The sequence below is a fragment of the Thauera sp. K11 genome (assembly GCF_002354895.1).
Lineage (GTDB): Bacteria > Pseudomonadota > Gammaproteobacteria > Burkholderiales > Rhodocyclaceae > Thauera > Thauera sinica.
The window spans coordinates 1014868-1035888 of the sequence record NZ_CP023439.1; the positions used below are offsets into that span (position 1 = coordinate 1014868).

General features: G+C 69.0%; 21 protein-coding genes. 14 read left to right on the plus strand and 7 right to left on the minus strand.

Translation table 11 applies throughout. The features are described 5' to 3' along the window. Positions 1-34: 34 nt before the first annotated feature. The 13 genes from asd (at position 35) to CCZ27_RS04460 (ending at position 14927) form a co-directional block, all read left to right on the plus strand. A complete protein-coding gene (gene asd / locus CCZ27_RS04400) occupies positions 35-1168 on the plus strand; it encodes an aspartate-semialdehyde dehydrogenase (RefSeq protein WP_096445927.1) in 1134 nt (377 codons plus the stop codon). 192 nt (positions 1169-1360) lie between these two features. Then, complete coding sequence (locus CCZ27_RS04405) at positions 1361-4627, plus strand: FimV/HubP family polar landmark protein (protein WP_096452161.1); 3267 nt, start codon at positions 1361-1363, stop codon at positions 4625-4627. Between the two features lie 59 nt (positions 4628-4686). Beyond that, the gene (locus CCZ27_RS04410) at positions 4687-5292 is read left to right on the plus strand and encodes a CbiQ family ECF transporter T component (RefSeq protein ID WP_096445929.1); all 606 of its coding nucleotides are present in this window, start codon (positions 4687-4689) and stop codon (positions 5290-5292) included. Beyond that, complete coding sequence (truA, locus tag CCZ27_RS04415) at positions 5289-6086, plus strand: tRNA pseudouridine(38-40) synthase TruA (RefSeq protein WP_096445931.1); 798 nt, start codon at positions 5289-5291, stop codon at positions 6084-6086. The genes CCZ27_RS04410 and truA overlap by 4 nt, the downstream gene beginning before the upstream one ends. Then, a complete protein-coding gene (locus CCZ27_RS04420; RefSeq protein WP_096445933.1) occupies positions 6087-6731 on the plus strand; it encodes a phosphoribosylanthranilate isomerase in 645 nt (214 codons plus the stop codon). Next, positions 6697-7911, plus strand: coding sequence for a tryptophan synthase subunit beta (gene trpB, locus CCZ27_RS04425; RefSeq protein WP_096445935.1), 1215 nt, complete (start codon positions 6697-6699; stop codon positions 7909-7911). Before CCZ27_RS04420 ends, trpB begins: the two co-directional genes overlap by 35 nt. 41 nt (positions 7912-7952) lie before the next feature. Next, on the plus strand, positions 7953-8777 hold the full coding sequence (gene trpA, locus CCZ27_RS04430; RefSeq protein ID WP_096445937.1) for a tryptophan synthase subunit alpha: 825 nt from the start codon (positions 7953-7955) through the stop codon (positions 8775-8777). Beyond that, positions 8774-9646, plus strand: a complete 873-nt coding sequence (accD, locus tag CCZ27_RS04435) for an acetyl-CoA carboxylase, carboxyltransferase subunit beta (protein ID WP_096445939.1) — start codon at positions 8774-8776, stop codon at positions 9644-9646. The genes trpA and accD overlap by 4 nt, the downstream gene beginning before the upstream one ends. Before the next feature lie 21 nt (positions 9647-9667). Beyond that, the gene (folC, locus tag CCZ27_RS04440; RefSeq protein WP_198363258.1) at positions 9668-10966 is read left to right on the plus strand and encodes a bifunctional tetrahydrofolate synthase/dihydrofolate synthase; all 1299 of its coding nucleotides are present in this window, start codon (positions 9668-9670) and stop codon (positions 10964-10966) included. Positions 10967-10978: 12 nt separating this feature from the next. Beyond that, a complete protein-coding gene (locus tag CCZ27_RS04445; protein ID WP_096445943.1) occupies positions 10979-11677 on the plus strand; it encodes an SPOR domain-containing protein in 699 nt (232 codons plus the stop codon). 8 nt (positions 11678-11685) lie between these two features. After that, complete coding sequence (locus CCZ27_RS04450) at positions 11686-12177, plus strand: CvpA family protein (RefSeq protein WP_096445945.1); 492 nt, start codon at positions 11686-11688, stop codon at positions 12175-12177. A 10-nt stretch (positions 12178-12187) separates the two neighbouring features. Beyond that, the gene (gene purF, locus CCZ27_RS04455) at positions 12188-13726 is read left to right on the plus strand and encodes an amidophosphoribosyltransferase (protein WP_096445947.1); all 1539 of its coding nucleotides are present in this window, start codon (positions 12188-12190) and stop codon (positions 13724-13726) included. Between the two features lie 28 nt (positions 13727-13754). Then, positions 13755-14927, plus strand: a complete 1173-nt coding sequence (locus CCZ27_RS04460) for an O-succinylhomoserine sulfhydrylase (RefSeq protein ID WP_096445949.1) — start codon at positions 13755-13757, stop codon at positions 14925-14927. A gap of 37 nt (positions 14928-14964) precedes the next feature. Here the strand turns inward: CCZ27_RS04460 and CCZ27_RS04465 are convergent, their stop codons facing one another. From CCZ27_RS04465 to CCZ27_RS04485, 6 genes are all read right to left on the minus strand, one after another. After that, positions 14965-15222 (minus strand): MoaD/ThiS family protein, encoded by a 258-nt coding sequence (locus tag CCZ27_RS04465; protein WP_096445951.1) that lies wholly within the window; start codon positions 15220-15222, stop codon positions 14965-14967. After that, a complete protein-coding gene (locus tag CCZ27_RS23920) occupies positions 15219-15524 on the minus strand; it encodes a WD40/YVTN/BNR-like repeat-containing protein (RefSeq protein WP_198363259.1) in 306 nt (101 codons plus the stop codon). The genes CCZ27_RS04465 and CCZ27_RS23920 overlap by 4 nt, the downstream gene beginning before the upstream one ends. A gap of 1 nt (position 15525) precedes the next feature. Further along, entirely contained in the window at positions 15526-15915 is a 390-nt protein-coding gene (locus tag CCZ27_RS23925; RefSeq protein WP_198363260.1) for a hypothetical protein, read from the minus strand. Between the two features lie 287 nt (positions 15916-16202). Next, positions 16203-16961 carry a UDP-2,3-diacylglucosamine diphosphatase gene (locus tag CCZ27_RS04475; RefSeq protein WP_096452163.1) on the minus strand — a complete coding sequence of 253 codons (759 nt, stop codon included), beginning with the start codon at positions 16959-16961 and terminating at the stop codon, positions 16203-16205. Positions 16962-17010: 49 nt separating this feature from the next. Next, positions 17011-17505 carry a peptidylprolyl isomerase gene (locus CCZ27_RS04480; protein WP_096445953.1) on the minus strand — a complete coding sequence of 165 codons (495 nt, stop codon included), beginning with the start codon at positions 17503-17505 and terminating at the stop codon, positions 17011-17013. 54 nt (positions 17506-17559) lie between these two features. Then, positions 17560-18123 carry a peptidylprolyl isomerase gene (locus CCZ27_RS04485; protein ID WP_096445955.1) on the minus strand — a complete coding sequence of 188 codons (564 nt, stop codon included), beginning with the start codon at positions 18121-18123 and terminating at the stop codon, positions 17560-17562. 260 nt (positions 18124-18383) lie between these two features. Here CCZ27_RS04485 and cysS point away from each other — a divergent pair, with 260 nt between their 5' ends. Beyond that, on the plus strand, positions 18384-19769 hold the full coding sequence (gene cysS, locus CCZ27_RS04490; RefSeq protein ID WP_096445957.1) for a cysteine--tRNA ligase: 1386 nt from the start codon (positions 18384-18386) through the stop codon (positions 19767-19769). A 97-nt stretch (positions 19770-19866) separates the two neighbouring features. On the opposite strand, the gene dnaJ is transcribed toward cysS, so the two are convergent. Next, a complete protein-coding gene (gene dnaJ, locus CCZ27_RS04495) occupies positions 19867-20991 on the minus strand; it encodes a molecular chaperone DnaJ (RefSeq protein ID WP_096445959.1) in 1125 nt (374 codons plus the stop codon). Between the last annotated feature and the right edge of the window lie 30 nt (positions 20992-21021).

Here is a 21021-nt window from a genome sequence, read left to right on the forward strand (position 1 = left end):
GAAGAACTGAAGCTTGAACTGGAGAAGTAAAGTGATGAATCGAGTCGGTCTGGTCGGCTGGCGCGGAATGGTCGGTTCCGTGCTGATGCAGCGCATGGTGGAAGAGGGCGACTTCGCCTACATCGAACCGGTGTATTTCTCGACTTCGAACGCCGGCGGCAAGGCGCCGGCGTTCGGCGGCAAGGAGGCGGCCGAACCGCTGCAGGACGCGACGAACATCGACGCGCTCAAGGCATGCGACATCGTCATCACCTGCCAGGGCGGCGACTACACCAAGGCGGTGTATCCGAAGCTGCGCGCGGCGGGCTGGAAGGGCCACTGGATCGATGCCGCCAGCGCGCTGCGCATGGAAGACAACGCGGTGATCGTCCTCGATCCGGTCAACCGCAACGTCATCGACGCCGCGCTGGCCAGGGGCGGCCGCGACTGGATCGGCGGCAACTGCACGGTGTCGCTGATGCTGATGGGCCTGGGCGGCCTGTTCAGGCATGGCCTCGTCGAGTGGATCTCGGCCATGACGTACCAGGCGGCGTCGGGCGCCGGTGCGCAGAACATGCGCGAACTGATCTCGCAGATGGGCGCCATCCACGAATCGGTGAAGGATCTGCTGGCGGACCCGGCGTCCGCCATCCTCGAGATCGACCGCAAGGTCGCCGAGACGATCCGCTCCGACGCCTTCCCGACCAAGCATTTCCGCAATACGCCGCTGGCCGGCAGCCTGATCCCGTGGATCGACGTGCCGGTCGAGGACGGCCAGAGCAAGGAGGAGTGGAAGGGCGGCGCCGAGTGCAACAAGATCCTCGGCAACGCGCCTTTCCGCAGCGCCGGCTCGATCCCGATCGACGGCCTGTGCGTGCGCATCGGCGCGATGCGCTGCCACTCCCAGGCGCTGACGATCAAGCTGAAGAAGGATGCGCCGCTCGACGAACTGGCCGACATCATCGCCGGTGCCAACCCGTGGGTGAAGGTGGTGCCCAACGAGCGCGAGATCACCGAGCGCGAACTGACGCCGACGGCCGTGACCGGCACCCTGGCGGTGCCCGTCGGACGCCTGCACAAGCTGGCGATGGGCGACGATTACCTCGGTGCCTTCACGGTGGGCGACCAGTTGCTGTGGGGTGCGGCCGAACCGCTGCGCCGCATGCTGCGCATCCTGCTCGAGCGCTGAACGTGCAACACCCGCCGGGCAGCGTCCCGGCGGTCGCCGTGGCCGGGATCCGGCATTTCGTCACGGCGTAAGGCGTAGCAGGCAGGATGATTACTGCGTGAAGCAAGGACGGGATGCTAGATTGCCAGCCACATTGCGTTGGCAGGCATCCTGGGGATACGGCTTGGGGAGAAACGCAGGTTGAAGAAACTCATGAAGACGTCGCGCAGGGCTTCGCTGATCGCGTTGGCGATCGCCTCGTTCCCGATCGGCTGCCACGCGGCCGGCCTGGGGCAGATCAACGTTTTCAGCGGCCTCGGACAACCGCTCAGGGCGGAGATCGCCGTCAGCGCCACACCGCAGGAGCTGCAGTCGCTCGTGGCGCACATCGCGTCGCCGGATGCCTTCAAGGCGGCGAACCTGCCGTACTCGGCGGCTGCCGCAAGCATCCGCGTCAGCCTCGACACGCGCAGCGGCAGGCCGGTGATCCGGCTCTCCAGCGCGAAACCGATCAACGATCCCTTCGTCGAGCTCCTCGTGGAACTCAACTGGGCATCGGGCCAACTGGCGCGCGGATACACCTTCCTGCTCGATCCGGTGGATGTCGCCGCGCCCAAACCCGCGGCTGCCCGGGTCGAGGCCGCTCCCGCTCCCGTTCAGCCTGCACCCAGGATGGCGCCCCCGCCACCTCCCGTTGCCCGGGAGATCGAGCGTGCGCCGGCGAGCGCGCCCGCGCCCGAACGATATACCGTGAAGCGCGGCGACACCCTGCGCGGCATCGCCGGCAGCACCGCGCCGGCCGGTGCGAATCTCGACCAGATGCTGATCGCGCTGTTCCGCGCGAATCCCGGAGCGTTCGAGGGTGCCAACATCAATCGTCTGAAGGCGGGGGCGGTCCTGTCCGTGCCTTCCGCGGAGCGCGTGCAGGCGGTCGATCCCGCCGAGGCGCGGCGCGAGATCCTCGCCCAGGCGACCGACTTCGACGCCTATCGCCGGCGGCTGGCCGGCGCCGTCGGCGCACCGTCGGAAGCGTCCGAGGCTGCGGCCGAGCAGGCCAGCGGCGGGCGCATCGTGCCCAGGGTGGAAGAGGCCCGTCCGGCCGACGAGCCGAAGGACAAGGTGCGCGTCTCGCGCTCGGAAAGTCCGGCGGGGGGCGACACGAATGCCCGCCTGCAGGTGCTGGAAGAAGAACTCGCCACCCGTGAGAAGGCGCTGAAGGATGCGAATGAGCGGCTCGCCCAGCTCGAGACGAGCATACGCGACCTGCAGAAGCTGCTCGAGCTGCGCAGCGCCTCGCTCGCCCAGGCGCAGCAGCAGGCGGGTGGCACCCGTCCGGAAGCCGCTGCGGCGCCGGCTGCGCCCGCCACGCCGCCGGCGCCCGCCGCCGGGTCTCCGGTACCGGCCGGGACTGTCGGCGTGCCGGCGGCGTCGAGCGAGATCGCCAAGGCGGACGTGCCGCCGGAAGTGAAGCCCGAGCCGATCCCCGCACCCCAGCCTGCCCCGGCGCCCCAGGCCGCTCCGACGCCCAAGCCCGCGCCGAAGAAGGCGCAGGCCGCGCCTCCGCCGCCGGAAGAGCCCGGCTTCATCGAGTCGCTGCTCCAGGATTCATCGACGCTGGCCGCAGGCGGCGGCGTGGCGGCTTTGCTGCTCGCCCTGGCGGGGCTCAAGCTGCGTCAGCGCAGGGATCGCAATGCCGCCGGGACCGCCGAAACCGAAACGGCCGGCACGACGCAACTGCCGGAGCAGGGAGCGGTGTTCGGCGAGACCGGAGGCCAGAGCGTCGATACCGGCAACAGCGTGCTGATGACCGATTTCAGCCAGTCCGGCCTGTCGGCGATCGACACCGACGAAGGCGTCGATCCCGTGGCCGAGGCCGACGTGTACATGGCGTATGGTCGGGATGCCCAGGCCGAAGAGATCCTGCAGGACGCCATGAAGGCCGACCCCGATCGTGCGGCCATCCATCTGAAACTGCTCGAGATCTATGCGCAGCGCAAGAACGTGAAGCAGTTCGAGATGGTGGCCACCGAGCTGTATGCCCGTACCGGCGGCCGCGGTGCGGACTGGGAGCGCGCTGCCGTGATGGGCCGCAAGCTGGACCCGGACAATCCGCTCTATGGCATCCAGGGCGCGGCACGCACCGAAGGGCTCGCCGCGCCGGCGACCGAACCGTCCCTGGCAGCCGCCGGGCTGGCCGCGGCCGCAGCCGTCGTGGCCACCCGGGCCGATGCCGGGAACCCTGCCGGCGCGCCGGAAATCGCCAGGAAACCGGAAACCGGGCCGTCCGTGGCTGCTTCCGAGGCCGAGGCGGCGGTGGAGGCTGCGGCGGTCGAAAGCCTGTCGGCGCTGGACTTCACCACCTCGCTGCCGATCGAGCCGAGCCAGTCGCAGCTCAAGGAGACCTGGACGTTGCCGGGCGACCTGGGCCGGTTCGCCAAGGATGAGGCGGACAGGGCCGAAGGCGCTGAGGCGCCCGTCCCGGACTTCACGGCGAGCGCCATCGAGGTGCCGGAACTGGACGTCATCGATTTCGACCTCGGCCTCGGCGAGCCCGACACCGCCGCGGTACAGGCCGTGGCGGAACAGGCCGTCGCCGGCGAGGCGGACAACGCGGATGCGACCGGGCCCGGCGACCAGAGCCTGACCTTCGATCTCGACAACGTGGATGCCCCGGCCGTGCCGGCGGCAGACGCCCAGGCTGCGAAAGAGGCCGGAGCGCTGCCGGACGTCCAGGGCGATGCGGTAACGGCCAGCGCGTTCGATTTCGAGCTGTCCGATTTCCAGCTCGAGCCGGCCGAGGATGCCGCACCCGATCTCGACGCGACGATGCTGGATGCCCCGCCGGCGGCGTTCGAGCCGGAGACGACCGCCCTCGGCATGGATTTCGAGTCGGCCGCCGAGACACCGAACCGCATCGATGCCGCACCGGACCTCAAGGCGACGGTGATCTCCCCGGAGCCGCCGGCCTTCGACCCCGATGCCACCGCGCTCGATCTCGATTTCGAGCTTCCCGACATGTCCGGCATCGGTTCGGTCGTGCCGCCGGCGGACCGGCCGCCGCATCCCGATGCCGCGGCCTCCGGCGAGGACCTGCCCGAGACGGATCTGGAAAAGACGAGCTTCGATGCCAGCCTGCTCGATTTCGACTTCGACATCGAGCCGCAGGCCCAGGGTGCCGAATCCGCACCCGCGCCGAGCCTGGATCTCACCTCCATCGACCTCGATCTGAACAGCTTCGGCGAAGCGGACGGCCTCCCGGCGGAAACCCCGGCCGGGGCGCAATCGCCGCAGCCGGCGGCGGCGGCCGATGCGCCGCTCCCCGAGAATTTCGAGGAAATCGAGACCAAGCTGGAACTGGCCCGTGCCTACGAGGAAATGGGCGACAAGGAAGGTGCCCTCGAACTGCTGGAAGAAGTGCTGCGCGAGGGCGGTACCCGGCAGCAGGCCAGCGCGCGCGAGATGATGGACCGGCTCGGATGAGCCAGGCCGCGGGGCCGCTGCGCAGCGAGATGCTGGCAGCGGCCTTTCGTTCCTGATCGATGCATTCCGGTTTTCTTTTGCTGCTGTGGCTGATCGGCGTCGCGCTCGTGCAGTTCATGCCGACGGGCGTCCTGATCGGGCTTGCCGTGGCCTGTCTGGCCATTGCCGGGATGGCGGCAGGAGGGCGCCTGGTGCGCCTGTTGCGCCGCACGCGCTTCCTGCTGCTCGCCATCTTCGTGCTTTTCGCGTGGTTCACGCCGGGAGAGGCGATCTTCGCCGACTGGCCGCATGCGAGCCCCACCCGTGAGGGACTGGCGCTGGCCGGCCGGCATCTCGCGCATCTCGCCGCCGTCGTCGGCAGCGTGGCGGTGCTGCTGGAGCGCCTCCCGGTGGATCGGCTGGTCGGCGGCCTGCACGCGCTCTGCCGCCCGCTGGCGTGGATCGGTTTGCCGGTGGAGCGCATCGCGCTGCGCCTGCTGCTCGTGCTGCGCTACGTCGAATCCTCGACCGTCGATGGAGCGGGCGACTGGCGCGCATGGTTGATGGGTGAAGGCCGCGTGGCGGGGAGCGAGAGGGTACGCCTCACGGTGGAGCCGGTCGGCGTTCGCGAACTGGTGCTCGGCGTGTTCGTGGCGGGCGGGCTGTTGTGGTGGAAGCTCGGGTGAGGCGGATCGCCCTTGGCGTGGAATACGCCGGCGATGCTTTCGAGGGATGGCAGAGCCAGCCACACGGACGCACGGTCCAGGACGTCCTCGAGGCCGCACTGGCGAAGATCGGCGGAGAGCCGGTGCGCCTGCATTGCGCGGGGCGTACCGACACCGGGGTCCATGCGACGGCCCAGGTGGCGCATTTCGACACCGCGGCCGTGCGCCCGATGTCGGCCTGGGTGCGCGGCGTCAATGCGCATCTGCCGCGCGCCGTGGTCGTGCGCTGGGCGGTCGCGGTGGACGAGGACTTCCACGCCCGCTTCCTCGCCTACGAACGGCGCTACCGCTACGTGCTGGTGAATGCGCCCACCCGCCCTGCGCTGCTGGCCGGGCGGGTAGGGTGGTTCCACCTGCCGCTGGACGCGCGCGCGATGGCGGCGGCGGTGGCCCATCTGGCCGGATCGCACGACTTCACCACCTTTCGCGCGGCAGGCTGCCAGGCGCGCAGCCCGATCCGCCACATGCACGAGGCGACGGTGCGCCGCGAAGGCGCCTGCTTCGTCTTCGATTTCCGTGCCGACGGTTTTCTGCACCACATGATCCGCAACCTCGTCGGCGCGCTGGTGTACGTCGGCAAGGGCAGGTACCCGCCGGACTGGCTGGCCGAGGTGCTCGCGGCGCGGGACCGCAGCCTCGCGGCGCCGACCTTCGCGCCGGACGGCCTTTACCTGTGCGGCGTGAGCTACCCCCCGCGATGGTCCCTGCCGGATGATGGGCGTATCATCGCGGTGCCCCAGCTACCCCTGATCTGAATGTCCCGAACGCGAATCAAGATTTGCGGCCTCACGCGGGCCGAGGATGTGCGCGCGGCCGTCGACCATGGCGCCGATGCGATCGGTTTCGTGTTCTACCCGCCCAGTCCGCGCGCAGTGAATTTCGAGCGTGCGGCCGAACTCGCCGCACTGTTGCCGCCTTTCGTGACCGCGGTCGGCCTGTTCGTGAATCCGGCGCCGGAGTTCGTGTCCGAAGCCCTGTCGCGTGTGCCGCTGCAACTGCTGCAGTTCCACGGCGACGAATCCGATGCCGACTGTGCGCGGCACGGGCGGCCGTGGATCAAGGCGGCGAGGATGCGGCCGGGGGTCGATCTGTTAGAATTCGTTGCTTTGCACCCCGGCGCACGGGGCATTCTCGTCGATGCGTTCGTCGATGGCTACGGCGGCGGCGGACGGATCTTCGACTGGTCGCTGATTCCCGCGGGCCTCGGGCGTCCGCTGATCCTGTCCGGCGGCCTCGATCCCGACAACGTCGACGAGGCGGTCCGTCGTGTCCGCCCGTGGGCGGTGGACGTGTCCAGCGGGGTGGAGCGTGCGAAGGGAATCAAGGACGCAGGAAAGATCGCTGCGTTCATAGCCGGAGTTAGACATGCAGATGGCCGACACGCCTTATCAGCTTCCTGACGCCAGCGGCCATTTCGGGCCGTATGGCGGCATCTTCGTTGCCGAAACGCTGATCCCGGCTCTCGTCGAACTGCGCGAAGCCTACGATGCCTGCCGGAAGGACCCGTCCTTCATGGCCGAGTTCGAATACGAACTGAAGCACTACGTCGGCCGGCCGAGCCCGATCTACCACGCCAGGCGCCTGTCGGACAAGCTCGGCGGCGCGCAGATCTACCTCAAGCGCGAAGACCTGAACCACACCGGCGCGCACAAGGTGAACAACTGCATCGGCCAGGCGCTGGTGGCGCGCCGCATGGGCAAGCCGCGCGTGATCGCGGAGACCGGCGCCGGGCAGCACGGCGTGGCCACCGCGACGGTGGCGGCGCGCTACGGCATGCAGTGCGTCGTGTACATGGGCTCGGAGGACGTCAAGCGCCAGGCGGCGAACGTCTATCGCATGAAGCTGCTCGGCGCCACCGTGGTGCCGGTCGAATCGGGCTCGAAGACGCTCAAGGACGCGCTCAACGAGGCGATGCGCGACTGGGTCACCAACATCGCCGACACCTTCTACATCATCGGTACTGTCGCCGGGCCGCATCCCTACCCGATGATGGTGCGCGACTTCCAGACCGTGATCGGCAAGGAATGCCTGGTGCAGATGCCCGAACTCGCCGGGCGCCAGCCGGACTACGTGATCGCCTGCGTCGGCGGCGGCTCCAACGCGATCGGCATCTTCCATCCCTACATCGGCGTGCCGGGCGTCCGGCTCGTCGGCGTGGAGGCGGCGGGCGAGGGCCTGGACACCGGACGGCATGCGGCGCCGCTGACGGCAAACGCCAAGGCCGGCGTGCTGCACGGCAACCGCACCTATCTGATGCAGGACGAGGACGGCCAGATCATCGAGACGCACTCGATCTCGGCCGGTCTCGACTACCCCGGCGTCGGGCCCGAGCACGCGTGGCTGAAGGATACGCAGCGCGCCGAATACGCCGCGGTGACCGATGCCGAGGCGTTGCAGTCCTTCCACGATCTGTGCCGGCTCGAAGGCATCATCCCGGCGCTGGAGTCCTCGCACGCGCTCGCGTATGCGGCCAAGCTCGCGCCCAGCCTGCCGAGGGATCGCATCCTGCTGGTGAATCTGTCCGGCCGCGGCGACAAGGACATGCATACCGTCGCCGAGCGCTCCGGCATCCAGTTCTGATCATTCTCCCGGGCCGCGAAGCGGCCCGTTCTGACTCCGACATGTCGAAAATCCAATCCACATTCCTGCGCCTGCAGGGCGCGGGCCGCAAGGCCCTGATTCCCTTCATCACGGCCGGAGACCCCGCGCCGGCGCTCACCGTGCCGCTGATGCGCGCGCTGGTGGCCGGCGGTGCCGACATCATCGAACTCGGCGTGCCGTTCTCCGATCCGATGGCCGACGGGCCGACCATACAGCGTGCCTCCGAGCGGGCGCTGGCGCAGGGCATGAGCCTGCGCAAGGTGTTCGACATCGTGCGCGCGTTCCGCGCCGGGGACGCCGACACGCCGGTGGTGCTGATGGGCTACGCGAACCCGATCGAGGCGATGGGCGTCGAGCGCTTCGTGGCCGACGCGAAGGCGGCCGGCGTGGACGGCGTGCTCGTCGTCGACTATCCGCCAGAGGAGTGCGCCGGATTCGCGGCCGCCGCCAAGGCGGCGGGCCTCGATCCGATCTTCCTGCTGGCGCCGACCTCGACCGAACAGCGTTTCGCCGACGTCGCGCGTGCCGGCAGCGGCTACATCTACTACGTCTCGCTGAAGGGCGTGACCGGCAGCGGCAAGCTCGACTTCGACGAGGTCGCCAGCCGCATCCCGGCGATCCGTGCGGCCGTCGGCATGCCGGTGGGGGTGGGCTTCGGCATCCGCGACGCGGAGAGCGCGCGGCGCATCGGCGCGGTCGCGGATGCGGTCGTGATCGGCAGCCGCATCATCGAGGAAATCGAACGCAGCCCGCGCGAGGCGGTGGCGGCGAACGTCACCGCCTTCATGCGCGGGATTCGCGAGGCGCTCGACGGCCTCGCAGCCACCGCGGGAGCGAAGCAATGAGCTGGCTGCAGAAACTGCTGCCGCCCAAGATCAAGCGCAGCGAATCGACGGGCCGCAACAAGTCCATCCCTGAAGGGCTGTGGAGCAAGTGTCCCGCGTGCGAGGCGGTGCTCTATCGTTCCGACCTCGAGAGCAATCTCAACGTCTGCCCGAAGTGCGGCCATCACCAGCGCCTGCGGGCGCGCCAGCGGCTGGATCTGCTGCTCGACGCCGAAGGACGCTTCGAGATCGGCTCGGAAGTGATGCCGGTCGATCCGCTGAAGTTCAAGGATTCGCGCAAGTACCCCGAGCGCCTGTCGGCCGCGGTGTCGGACACCGGCGAAGCGGATGCGATGGTCGTCATGCAGGGCGCCATCATGACGGTGCCGGTCGTGATCGCATGCTTCGAGTTCGACTTCCTCGGCGGCTCCATGGGCTCGGTGGTCGGCGAGCGCTTCGTCCGCGGCGTGCGCGCCGCGCTCGAACAGCGCGTTCCGTTCATCTGCGTCACCGCGTCGGGCGGCGCGCGCATGCAGGAGGGCCTGTTCTCGCTGATGCAGATGGCCAAGACCACCGCGGCCATCACCCAGTTGGCCGAACGCAGGCTGCCCTTCGTGACGGTGCTGACCGATCCCACCATGGGCGGCGTGTCGGCGAGCTTCGCCTTCATGGGCGACGTGGTGATCGCCGAACCGGGTGCGCTGATCGGCTTCGCCGGACCGCGCGTCATCGAGCAGACCGTGCGCGAGAAGCTGCCGGAAGGCTTCCAGCGCTCCGAGTTCCTGCTCGAGAAGGGGGCGATCGACATGATCGTGGACCGCCGCCGGATGCGTGAGCAACTCGCGCAACTGCTGGCCCTCCTGACCCGGCAGCCGCCGGTTGCATCCTGAAGCGCGAGGGCGATGCGCCAGATGTCGTTGCCGCAAACGCTGGACCAATGGCTCGCCCTGCTGGAGGGGCGGCATTCGCAAACCATCCGGCTGGGGCTGGAGCGCGTCCGGACGGTCAGATCGGCCCTCGGGCCAGACCCGGCATCGGTGATCATCACCGTCGGCGGCACCAACGGCAAGGGTTCGACCTGTGCCATGCTCGAGTCCATCCTGCTGGCGGCGGGCTACCGCGTCGGCTGCTACACCTCGCCGCACCTGCTGCGCTACAACGAGCGCGTGCGCATCGATGGCAAGGAAGCCGGCGACGAGCAACTGCTCGCGGCCTTCGCCGCGGTGGAGGCGGTGCGCGGCGAGACGCCGCTGACCTATTTCGAGCACGGCACCCTGGCCGCATGGTCGATCTTCCAGCACGTGGCGCCGGATGTGATCATCCTCGAAGTCGGCCTCGGCGGGCGGCTCGATGCGGTCAATGTCTTCGATGCCGACTGTGCGATCGTCACCGGCGTGGCGATGGACCACATGGACTACCTCGGCGACACGCGCGAGGCGATCGGCTACGAGAAGGCCGGCATCTTCCGCGCGGGGCGGCCCGCGGTGTGCGGCGATCCGCAGCCGCCTGCGTCGCTGACGGCGCATGCCGAGGCGATCGGGGCGCAGTTGTGGATCAGCGGGCGCGATTTCGGCTTCGGCGGCGACCGCCAGCAGTGGGGCTACTGGCGCTACGGAGAACCGCCCGCGCGCGGGGCGCTGGTCAAGCGCGCCGGCCTGGCCTATCCGTCCCTGCGCGGCACCAACCAACTGTTGAACGCCGCGGCCGCGATCACCGCGCTCGATTCGCTGCGCGACCGCGTGCCGGTCGCGATGCAGGCGATCCGCCAGGGCCTGATGCTCGTCGAGGTTCCCGGGCGCTTCCAGGTACTTCCCGGCCGGCCGGCGGTGGTGCTCGACGTGGCGCACAACCCCCAGGCGGCGGGCGTGCTGGCCGAGAACCTCGGCAGCATGGGCTTCTACCCTGAAACCTACGCGGTGTTCGGCATGCTGCGCGACAAGGACGTGGAAGGCGTCGTCGCGTTGATGCGGGAGCGGGTGGACCACTGGCTGCTCATCGATCTCCCCGGGCCACGCGGACTCAAGGCCGACGAGCTGGCGGCGAGGCTGCGTGCCGCCGGCGTCGCTGCCGGCATCCGCTGCTTCGGGGCCGCGGCCGAGGCGTTTGCGGCAGCGCGGGAGCGCGCGACCGAGGGTGATAGAATCATCGCTTTCGGCTCCTTCCTGACCGTGGCCGACGCGCTTGCGGCGATTCGGGCCAGACGGAACTGACAGAGTCTTCCGGTGAGCGACGCAGACAATCTAGATATCAAGAAACGGGCACGCCGGCGCCTGGTCGGGGCGGCCGCGCTGGCCTTGCTGGCCGCCATCGTGCTGCCGATGATGATGGATCAGGAGCCGCGACCGGCGAGCCAGGACATCCAGGTGTCCATCCCGGACCGCGATGCCGACAGTGCCCTGTCGCGCCCGATCGGCGGCGCGGAGCGCGCATCTGCCGACGGTGCGCTGGCTCCGCCGCCGGAAGAGCAGCCCGCATCGGGCGCTACGCCCGACACCGAACCTCCGGCGAAGGCGGCCGTGGCGCCGGCCGTACCCCCGCGGGCGGAGGTGCGCGCCGAGCCGAAACCGGGGCAGAAACCCGAACCGAAGGCGGAGGCGAAACCCGAGCCCAGGCCCGCTGCGCCGGCGGCGCTTTCGGCCGCCGCTGCCGCGGAGGCCGCACGGGCGCGGGCGGCGCTCAGCGGCCAGGAGCCCGCGCCGCGCGGCGAATCCTACGTGGTCCAGGTCGGCGCCTTCGGCGATGCCGCAAAGGCCGCCCGGATCTCGGCCGACCTCAAGCGGCAGGGCCTCGCCGCCTACACCGAGAAGGCCGGCAGCGTGACGAGGGTGCGCGTGGGCCCGCTGGATGGCCGCGAGGCGGCCGACAAGGTGGCGGCCCGGCTCAAGGCGCTGGGATATCCCGCCGCGCCGGTTCCGCGCTGAGCCGGGCGATGACGGCATTCGACTACATTTTTCTGGGCGTGCTGGCGGTTTCCGCGGCGGTGGGGCTGTGGCGGGGCATCGTCGGCGAGATCATGGCGCTGCTCGCCTGGGTGCTTGCGCTGGTGGCGGCGTGGCGTTACAACGAGAGCGCCGCCGAACTTTTCAGCGGCCTGATTGCCGAACCCGTCTGGCGCCAGGTGGCCGGCGTCGCCCTGATCGTCGTCTGCGTGCTGCTGGTCGCCGCGCTGCTGCGCTACCTGCTGCGCCAGTTGTTGCGGGCCGCGGGGCTTGGCGCTTCGGACCGCTTCTTCGGGGCCCTGTTCGGCATTCTCCGCGGTCTCGCCGTGGCCTTCGTCGCGGTGCTGATCGGCGGGCTTGCGGGCCTGTCGAGCCAGGCGTGGTGGACGCAGGCGATGTTCTCGCCGCCGATGGAAACGGCGGTGATCGCCGCCAAACCCTGGCTGCCGCAAGTGGTGGCCGACAAAATTCGTTTCAGATAGGCAGGTTTTCATGTGCGGAATTCTCGGGGTCGTTGCCACCTCTCCGGTCAATCAACTGCTGTATGACGGGCTGCAGGTCCTGCAGCATCGCGGGCAGGATGCCGCGGGCATCACGACGGCAGAGGGCGGGCGCTTTCACATGCACAAGGGTTCCGGCCTGGTGCGGGATGTGTTCCGCACGCGCAACATGCGCAACCTGGCCGGCAACTGGGGCATCGCCCATGTGCGCTATCCGACGGCCGGCTCCGCCTACAACGCGGCCGAGGCGCAGCCCTTCTACGTGAATTCGCCCTTCGGCCTGCTGCTCGCGCACAACGGCAATCTGACGAACGCCAGTGCGCTGATGCGCGAGATGTTCCTGTCCGACCTGCGCCACATCAACACCAATTCCGATTCGGAAGTGCTGCTCAACGTGCTGGCGCATGAACTGCAAGCCTCGTGCAACGGCCTCAAGCTCGACGAGGAGGCGGTGTTCCGCGCCGTGGCCGGCGTGCATCGGCGTTGCCGCGGCGCCTACGCGGTGGTGGTCATGATCGCCGGCTACGGCCTGCTCGCCTTCCGCGACCCCTATGGCATCCGCCCGCTGGTGATCGGCCGCAACGACGCCGCGGCCGGCCCGGAGTGGCTGGTCGCCTCCGAATCGGTGGCGGTCGACGTGCTGGGGTTCAAGCTGCTGCGCGACGTCGCGCCGGGCGAAGCCGTGCTGATCGACACCAGCGGCAACTTCCACAGCCGCCAGTGCGCCGCCAGGACGGTGGAAGCGCCGTGCATGTTCGAATTCGTCTATCTGGCGCGGCCGGACTCCATCATCGACGGCGTGTCGGTGTACGAGTCGCGGGTGAAGATGGGCGAATTCCTCGCCGAGAAGGTCAGGCGTACCCAGCCACACCTGGACATCGACGTCGTGATCCCGATCCCGGACTCCAGCCGGCCCGCGGCGATGGAGCTGGCGCACAGGCTCGGTCTGCCGTACCGCGAGGGCTTCGTGAAGAACCGCTACATCGGCCGCACCTTCATCATGCCGGGGCAGGCGACGCGGCGTAAGTCCGTGCGCCAGAAGCTGAACACCATCCCGCAGGAGTTCCGCGGCAAGCGCGTGCTGCTGGTGGACGACTCCATCGTGCGCGGCACGACCAGCAAGGAAATCGTGACGATGGCGCGCGAGGCGGGCGCCGCCAAGGTCTACCTCGCCTCGGCGGCGCCGCCCGTCCGCCATGCCAACGTCTACGGCATCGACATGCCGACGCGCTCGGAGCTGATCGCGTCCGACCGCAACGAGGCCGAGATCTGCGCCGCCATCGGTGCCGACGGCCTGATCTACCAGGACCTCGATGACCTGAAGGCGGCGGTCCGCGCAGTCAACCCGGCGATCAGTTTCTTCGAGACCTCCTGTTTCGACGGCAGCTACATCACCGGCGACATCACCGCCGAGTACCTCGACGGCGTCGAGAACCAGCGCGGCGAAGTGAAGCCGGCCGCCAGCGAGAGCAGCGACGACGCCGACGACGGCCAGCTCGATCTCAACCTGGCCTCCAGCAGCGAACTTTGATCCGGCGGCACGAGAACTCCAACCCAGCATGAACGAGCAATTTGACCCCGATACCCTGGCCATCCGCGCCGGGATCGAACGCAGCCAGTTCAACGAGCACAGCGAAGCCCTGTACCTGACTTCGAGCTTCGTCTTCGAGAACGCGGCGAAGGCCGCGGCGCGCTTCTCGGGCGAAGAAGAAGGCAACGTCTACGCGCGCTTCACCAACCCGACCGTCAGCGCGATGCAGACCCGGCTCGCCGCGCTGGAAGGCGCCGAAGCCTGCATCGCCACCGCTTCGGGCATGTCGGCCATCCTGTCGCTGGCGATGGCGCTGCTGCAGTCGGGAGACCACGTCGTGGCTTCCGACGGCCTGTTCGGCGCCACGCAGCAACTGTTCGGCAACATCCTGAGCAAGTTCGGCATCGAGACCAGCTTCGTGCGGGCGACGGACCTCGGCGCCTATCGCGACGCGCTGCGGCCGCGCACCCGCCTGTTCTTCATCGAAACGCCGTCCAATCCGCTCACCGAGATCGTGGACATCGCCGGCGTGGCGGCGGTCGCCCATGAGGCGGGCGCCATCCTGGCGGTGGACAACTGCTTCTGCACGCCCGCGCTGCAGCGGCCGCTGGAACTGGGCGCCGACGTCGTCGTGCATTCGGCCACCAAGTACCTCGATGGCCAGGGGCGCGTTCTCGGCGGCGCGGTCGCGGGGCGCAAGGCGGTCACCGACGAAGTGCTGAAGTTCCTGCGCACCGCCGGTCCGACGCTGTCGCCGTTCAATGCCTGGGTCATCCTGAAGGGGCTGGAGACGCTGCGCCTGCGCATGGAGGCCCAGTCCGCCAATGCGCTGGAACTGGCGCGCTGGCTCGAGCGGCAGCCCGGCGTGTCGCGCGTGTATTACCCGGGCCTGCCTTCGCATCCCCAGCATGAACTGGCGATGCGCCAGCAGAAATCGGGCGGGGCGATCGTCAGCTTCGAGGTCGAGGGCGGCCGCGAGGCGGCGTGGCGGGTGGTGGATGCCACCCGGGTGATCTCGATCACCGCCAACCTCGGCGACACGAAGACCACCATCACCCATCCGGCCACCACTACCCACGGGCGCATCACGCCCGAGGCGCGCACCGCCGCGGGGATAAGCGAGGGGCTGCTGCGGGTGGCGGTCGGCCTCGAGTCGGTAGCGGACCTGAAGGCGGACCTGGCACGCGGCCTGCGCGGCTGACGCCGCGGGCGCAGCGCCGGTGCCGATGCGGCCCGGCTCAGCCGCCGCTCAGCGCCTGCACGATGGACAGTTCGTCGCCCGGCCGCAGCGCAGTCTGCAGGTCGAACACCTGCCGGCCATTGACGAAGAACCGCACGTGCGGCCGCAGACGTTCCTGCTCGTCGACCATCCTGAACCGGATGCCGGAAAACTGGCGCTCGAGATCATCCAGCAGGGCAGCCAGCGTGGCGCCGCCGGCCTCGACCTCGCGTTCCTGCGTGTAGCTTCTCAGCGGACCGGGAATCAACACCTTCATGGCGCGGATGCCGGGCAACAGGCTTCGACCGCGTAGATCTCGGGCAGGTGGCGGGCGATGCAGGACCACGATTCTCCTTCGTCGCCGCTCGTCCACAGTTCGCCGCCCGACATGCCGAAGTACAGATGCGCAGGGTCGCGCGGATCGACGATGATCGAGTGCAGTTTGGGGCCGTCGGGGGTGCCGTCCTGCGCGGTGCCCATCCAGGTGCGGAAATCGGGGTCGTCGTTGATGATGGAGAAGGGCGCCCAGGTGTCGCCGCCGTCTTCCGAGCGGAACAGGCCCTGCGGCGGTTCCGGCATATCAGGCGCCCGGTTCGTTGCCGTGGCAGGGCGTGAGCCAGAAGGTGTGATCGACCGCGCGGCCGGGCCCGTCCGGCGGCGCCTTGGCGAAGGCCGGCGGACGGCTGGCTTCCTGCCAGTTCGTACCGAAGTCGGTGGAGCGGAAGATCGTCGGGCCGAGGTGGCCGGTCCTCGCCGCGGCGAGCAGGGTGCGCCCGTCGCGGGGGTCGAGGACGACGTGATTGATGATGTGGCCGAGGAAATGCGGACCGTCGGCCTGCCAGGCCGATCTCGCCGGATTTCCGTGATAGATCCAGGCGCCCTTGCGGGTGGCGACGAGCAGCACCGTGCCGTCGCCGCCGTCCGATGAAGTGCGCCCGGGTGCTTGCCTTGGATCGCTGTCTGCGGCCATCTGCGGGCTCCTGTCGGGAACGCCCCGGGCCGGAGTGGCCCGGGGCCGGGCGAAGGCCGCCGCGGGGCGGCGACGCCCTGGACTTCTATCGGTATAGGCCAGTGCGGCGTCCGATCACAGCGTCTCGTGCGGCAGGGGCGGCAGGAAGGCGGGCGGAAGCGGAGCCGCCGGCCGCGAGAAGGCGGCGACGGCTCCGCGCATCGTCGGGGCCAGGTGCAACAGGCGGATGCCGGGCCGCCTTGTAGCTCCAAGCCTCGGACCGGCTCGGGCAAGCCCCGGGGGGATGTTCAGCGCGTGGTGGCGCCGTGCGCCGTCACGCCGTTGCCGTCGACGCGCAGCCAGCTTGCGGCGCCGTGCCAGTCCGCGAGCACCCAGCGCACGCAGGTCCGGCCATCGACGAGATGTTCGTGGCGGGCGGGGCGATGGGTATGGCCGTGGATCAGCATCGGATAGCCGCTGGCGCGCAGCAGCGCGGCCACCGCGTCGGCATTGACGTCCATGATGTCGAGCGCCTTTTCGCGCTTGGCCATCTCGCTCTTCTGGCGCAGCCCCTCGATGAAAGCCTTGCGCGCGGCCAGCGGCTGGGACAGGAAGCCGCGCTGCCACGCAGGGTCCCGGACCTGGTGGCGGTAGGCCTGGTACGCGACGTCGTCGGTACACAGCGCGTCGCCGTGGCTCAGCAGCACGGGCGCACCACCGCTGCCGAAGGCGACCAGAGAAGGGTCTTCCAGCAGCCGGGCGCCGGTGGCGCGGGCGAAGCCTTCTCCCGCCAGCAGGTCGCGGTTGCCGGTCATGAAGAACAGTTGCACGCCGTGGTCGGCCACCGCGCGCAGGGCGGCGCCGATGTGCCGGTTGAAGGGCGCATCGAGATCGTCGTCGCCGGCCCAGTATTCGAACAGGTCGCCGAGGATGAACAGGCTGGCGGCATCCCGCGCCGGACCATCGAGGAAGCCCAGGAAGGCATCGACGGTGTCGGGCCGTTCGTCGCTCAGGTGCAGGTCCGAGACGAAAAACGCCGGCAGCGCCGCGGCCACGGCGTCCGGCACGGGGCCGGCGGCCGCGCCGCCGCTTGCGTCTTCGAGGCCGGGCACGGGGTCAGACGATCTCGGCGCGCTGGATGACCACGTCTTCCTTCGGCACGTCCTGGTGGAAGCCGCTCGAACCGGTCTTGACCTTGCGGATGCTGTCGACCACGTCCATGCCTTCGGTGACGCGGCCGAACACACAGTAGCCCCAGCCCTGCAGGTCGGGCGCGCGGAAGTTCAGGAAGTCGTTGTCGGCGATGTTGATGAAGAACTGTGCGGTGGCCGAGTGCGGCGCCTGGGTGCGGGCCATGGCGATGGTGCCGCGGTCGTTCTTCAGGCCGTTGTCGGCCTCGTTCTTGATCTGCTCGCCGGTCGGCTTCTGCTTCATGCCGGGCTCGAAGCCGCCGCCCTGGATCATGAAGCCGTCGATCACGCGGTGGAAGACGGTGTTGTCGTAGTGGCCCGATTCCACGTAGCCGAGGAAGTTCTCGACGGTGGCGGGCGCCTTGTCGGCATCGAGTTCGAGCGTGATGACGCCGTGATTGGTGTGCAGTCTGACTGCCATGGCTGGACTCCTGTTGGTCTGTCGATTATCGATGTTCGATGTGCGAGGGCGTGCTCACTTGCCCTCGAGCACCCTGGCGGACTGGATGACGACCGGTTCAACCGGGACGTTCTGGTGCATGCCCGCGTTCGTCACCGGCACCTTGCCAATCTTCTCCACCACGTCCATGCCCTTCACCACCTTGCCGAAGACCGCATAGCCCCAGCCGTCGCGCGACGGGTAGTCGAGGAAGGCGTTGGGCACGAGGTTGATGAAGAACTGGGCGGTGGCCGAATGCGGGTCCCGCGTGCGGGCCATCGCCAGCGTGCCGGGCTCGTTCTTCAGCCCGTTCTTCGCTTCGTTCTCGATCGGTGCGCGGGTCGGCTTCTCGTTCATGGAGGCGTCGAAGCCGCCGCCCTGGACCATGAAGCCGTCGATCACGCGGTGGAAGACGGTGCCGTCGTAGTGTCCGTCCTTCACGTAGCGGACGAAGTTTTCGGCGGACTTCGGCGCCTTGTCGGCAAACAGTTCGACGACGACGTCGCCCCGGCTGGTGCGCAGTTCGACCATGGGGTTGGCCGCGAGTGCCGACAGGGCGGCCGAGGCGAGTGCGGCGAAGGCGAGGAGTTGTTTCTTCATGCGGTCTCCGAGATGGCCGGAAGCTGGCGTGGGCGGGGCGTTCCGGGCCCCTGTGCTATACTTCGGCCCGATTTTTCGTCCACTGGCCGGCGGGCCGGGACAGCCCCGGATTCTACCCGCATCCTTCCGCCGGTCGCCACAGGCCGTTGCGGCGCCCGGTCCGGTGGAGCCTCCATCCGCAGTACGGCGCCCGGGCCGGTGCGATCCCTTTCCCGCTGCGGGGCCGGGCGGCGACCGTTTTGTTGCTTTCACCAATCGACATGCTGACGATCTACAACACGCTCTCGCGCAGCAAGGAAGAATTCCGTCCCATCGAGCCGGGCAAGGTGCGCATGTACGTGTGCGGCATGACGGTGTACGACTACTGCCACCTCGGCCATGCGCGGGTGATGGTGGTGTTCGACATGGTCGCGCGCTGGCTGCGGGCGAGCGGGTTCGACGTCACCTACGTGCGCAACATCACCGACATCGACGACAAGATCATCCGCCGCGCGCAGGAGAACGGCGAATCGATCCACGCCCTGACCGGCCGCTTCATCGCCGCCATGCACGAGGATGCCGACGCGCTCGGCGTGCTGCGGCCCGACTTCGAACCGCGCGCCACCGACTACGTCGCCCAGATGCAGAGCCTGATCTCGCGCCTGGAGCAGAAGGGTCTGGCCTACGTCGCCGCCAGCCGCGACGTGTGCTACGCGGTGCGCAAGTTCGAGGGCTACGGCAGGCTGTCGGGCAAGTCCCTGGACGAACTGCGCGCCGGCGAGCGCGTCGATGTCGCGGCCGACAAGAACGATCCGCTGGATTTCGTGCTGTGGAAGCATGCCAAGGTCGAGGAGCCGGGCGAGGTGAAGTGGGCCTCGCCGTGGGGCGAGGGCCGTCCCGGCTGGCACATCGAATGCTCGGCGATGAGTTCCGAACTGCTGGGCGAGCATTTCGACATCCACGGCGGCGGCATGGACCTGCAGTTCCCGCACCACGAGAACGAGATCGCGCAGTCCGAGGGCGCGCACGGCCGCACCTTCGTCAATTACTGGATGCACAACGGCTTCGTGCGGGTCGACGACGAGAAGATGTCGAAGTCGCTCGGCAACTTCTTCACCATCCGCGAGGTGCTGCAGAAGTACGATCCGGAAGTGGTGCGCTTCTTCATCCTGCGCGCCCACTACCGCAGCGCGCTGAACTACTCCGACGCCCACCTGGAAGATGCGCGCAACGCGCTGACCCGGCTCTACACCGCGCTCAAGAACGTTCCGGCGGAGGGCGGGGCGGCGGTCGACTGGAACGAGGCCCACGCCCGGCGCTTCCGCGCGGCGATGGACGACGACTTCAATACCGCCGAGGCGGTCGCGGCGCTGTTCGAACTCGCCAACGAGGTCAACCGCAGCGCTTCGCCGGCGCTGGCTGCGCAACTGAAGGCGCTCGGCGGCGTGCTCGGCCTGCTGGGGCGCGAGCCGCAGGTCTTCCTGCAGGCAGGTACGCCGGACGCGGGCGGGCTCGACGTCGACGCGATCGAGGCGCAGATCGCCGCCCGCGCCGCGGCGAAGAAGGCCAGGAACTACGCCGAGGCCGACCGTATCCGCACCGAACTCACCGCGGCCGGCATCATCCTCGAGGACGGGCCGGGCGGCACGACCTGGCGGCGCGCCTGACACGGCGCCGCGCCGGCGGCAAGCATGAACGGCGAGGCCCGCCATCCTTGTGGTGGCGGGCCTCGCCGTCTTGCCGGGTCCGGGAGTCCTTGCGGGCTCAGGTGCCGAAGAAATCCTTCACCTTGTCCATCCAGGACTTCGCCTTCGGATTGTGGCGGTCGGCGTTGCCGCTGGAGATTTCCTCGAACTCGCGCAGCAGTTCCCGCTGCCGCTCGGTGAGGCTGACCGGCGTTTCCACCACCACGTGGCACATCAGGTCGCCCGGGGCGTGGCTGCGCACGTTCTTGATGCCCTTGCCGCGCAGGCGGAAGACCTTGCCGCTCTGCGTCTCCGCCGGGATCTTCAGGCGCGCCATGCCTTCGAGTGTGGGGATCTCGATCTCGCCGCCCAGCGCGGCGGTGGTGAAGCTGATCGGCATCTCGCAGTGCAGGTCGTCGTGGTCGCGCTCGAACACCGCATGCTTGCGGATGTGGATCTCGACGTAGAGATCGCCCGGCGGGCCGCCGTTGACGCCGGGTTCGCCGTGGCCGCCGTGGCGCAGGCGCATGCCTTCGTCGATGCCCGCGGGGATCTTCACCTCCAGCGTCTTCTGCTTCTTCACCCTGCCGGCGCCGCCGCAGTCGCGGCAGGGGTCGGGGATGATGCGGCCGGTGCCGTGGCACTTCGGGCAGGTCTGCTGGATCGAGAAGAAGCCCTGCTGCACGCGCACCTGGCCGTGGCCGTTGCAGGTGGGGCAGGTCTTGGGCTGGGTGCCGGGCTTGGCGCCGCTGCCGTGGCAGGTGCCGCATTCCTCGACGGTGGGGATGCGGATCGTCTTCTCGGCGCCGCGCGCGGCTTCCTCCAGCGTGATCTCGAGGTTGTAGCGCAGGTCCGCGCCGCGATAGACGTTGGAGCGGCCGCCGCGGCCGCCGCCGAAAAGGTCGCCGAAGATGTCGCCGAAGGCATCCGCGAAGCCGCCCTCGAAGCCCTGCGCGCCGGCGCCGGCACCCATGGACGGATCGACGCCGGCGTGGCCGTAGCGGTCGTAGGCGGCCTTCTTCTGCGGGTCGGAGAGCATCTCGTAGGCTTCCTTGGCCTCCTTGAACTTCTCCTCGGCATCCTTGTTGTCCGGATTGCGGTCCGGATGGTACTTCATGGCCAGCTTGCGGTAGGCCTTCTTGATCTCGTCGTCGCCGGCATCGCGGTTGACGCCGAGGACGTCGTAGTAATCCCGTTTGGACATGGTGCTTCGCTCAGGCTCAGGTCATGCAAA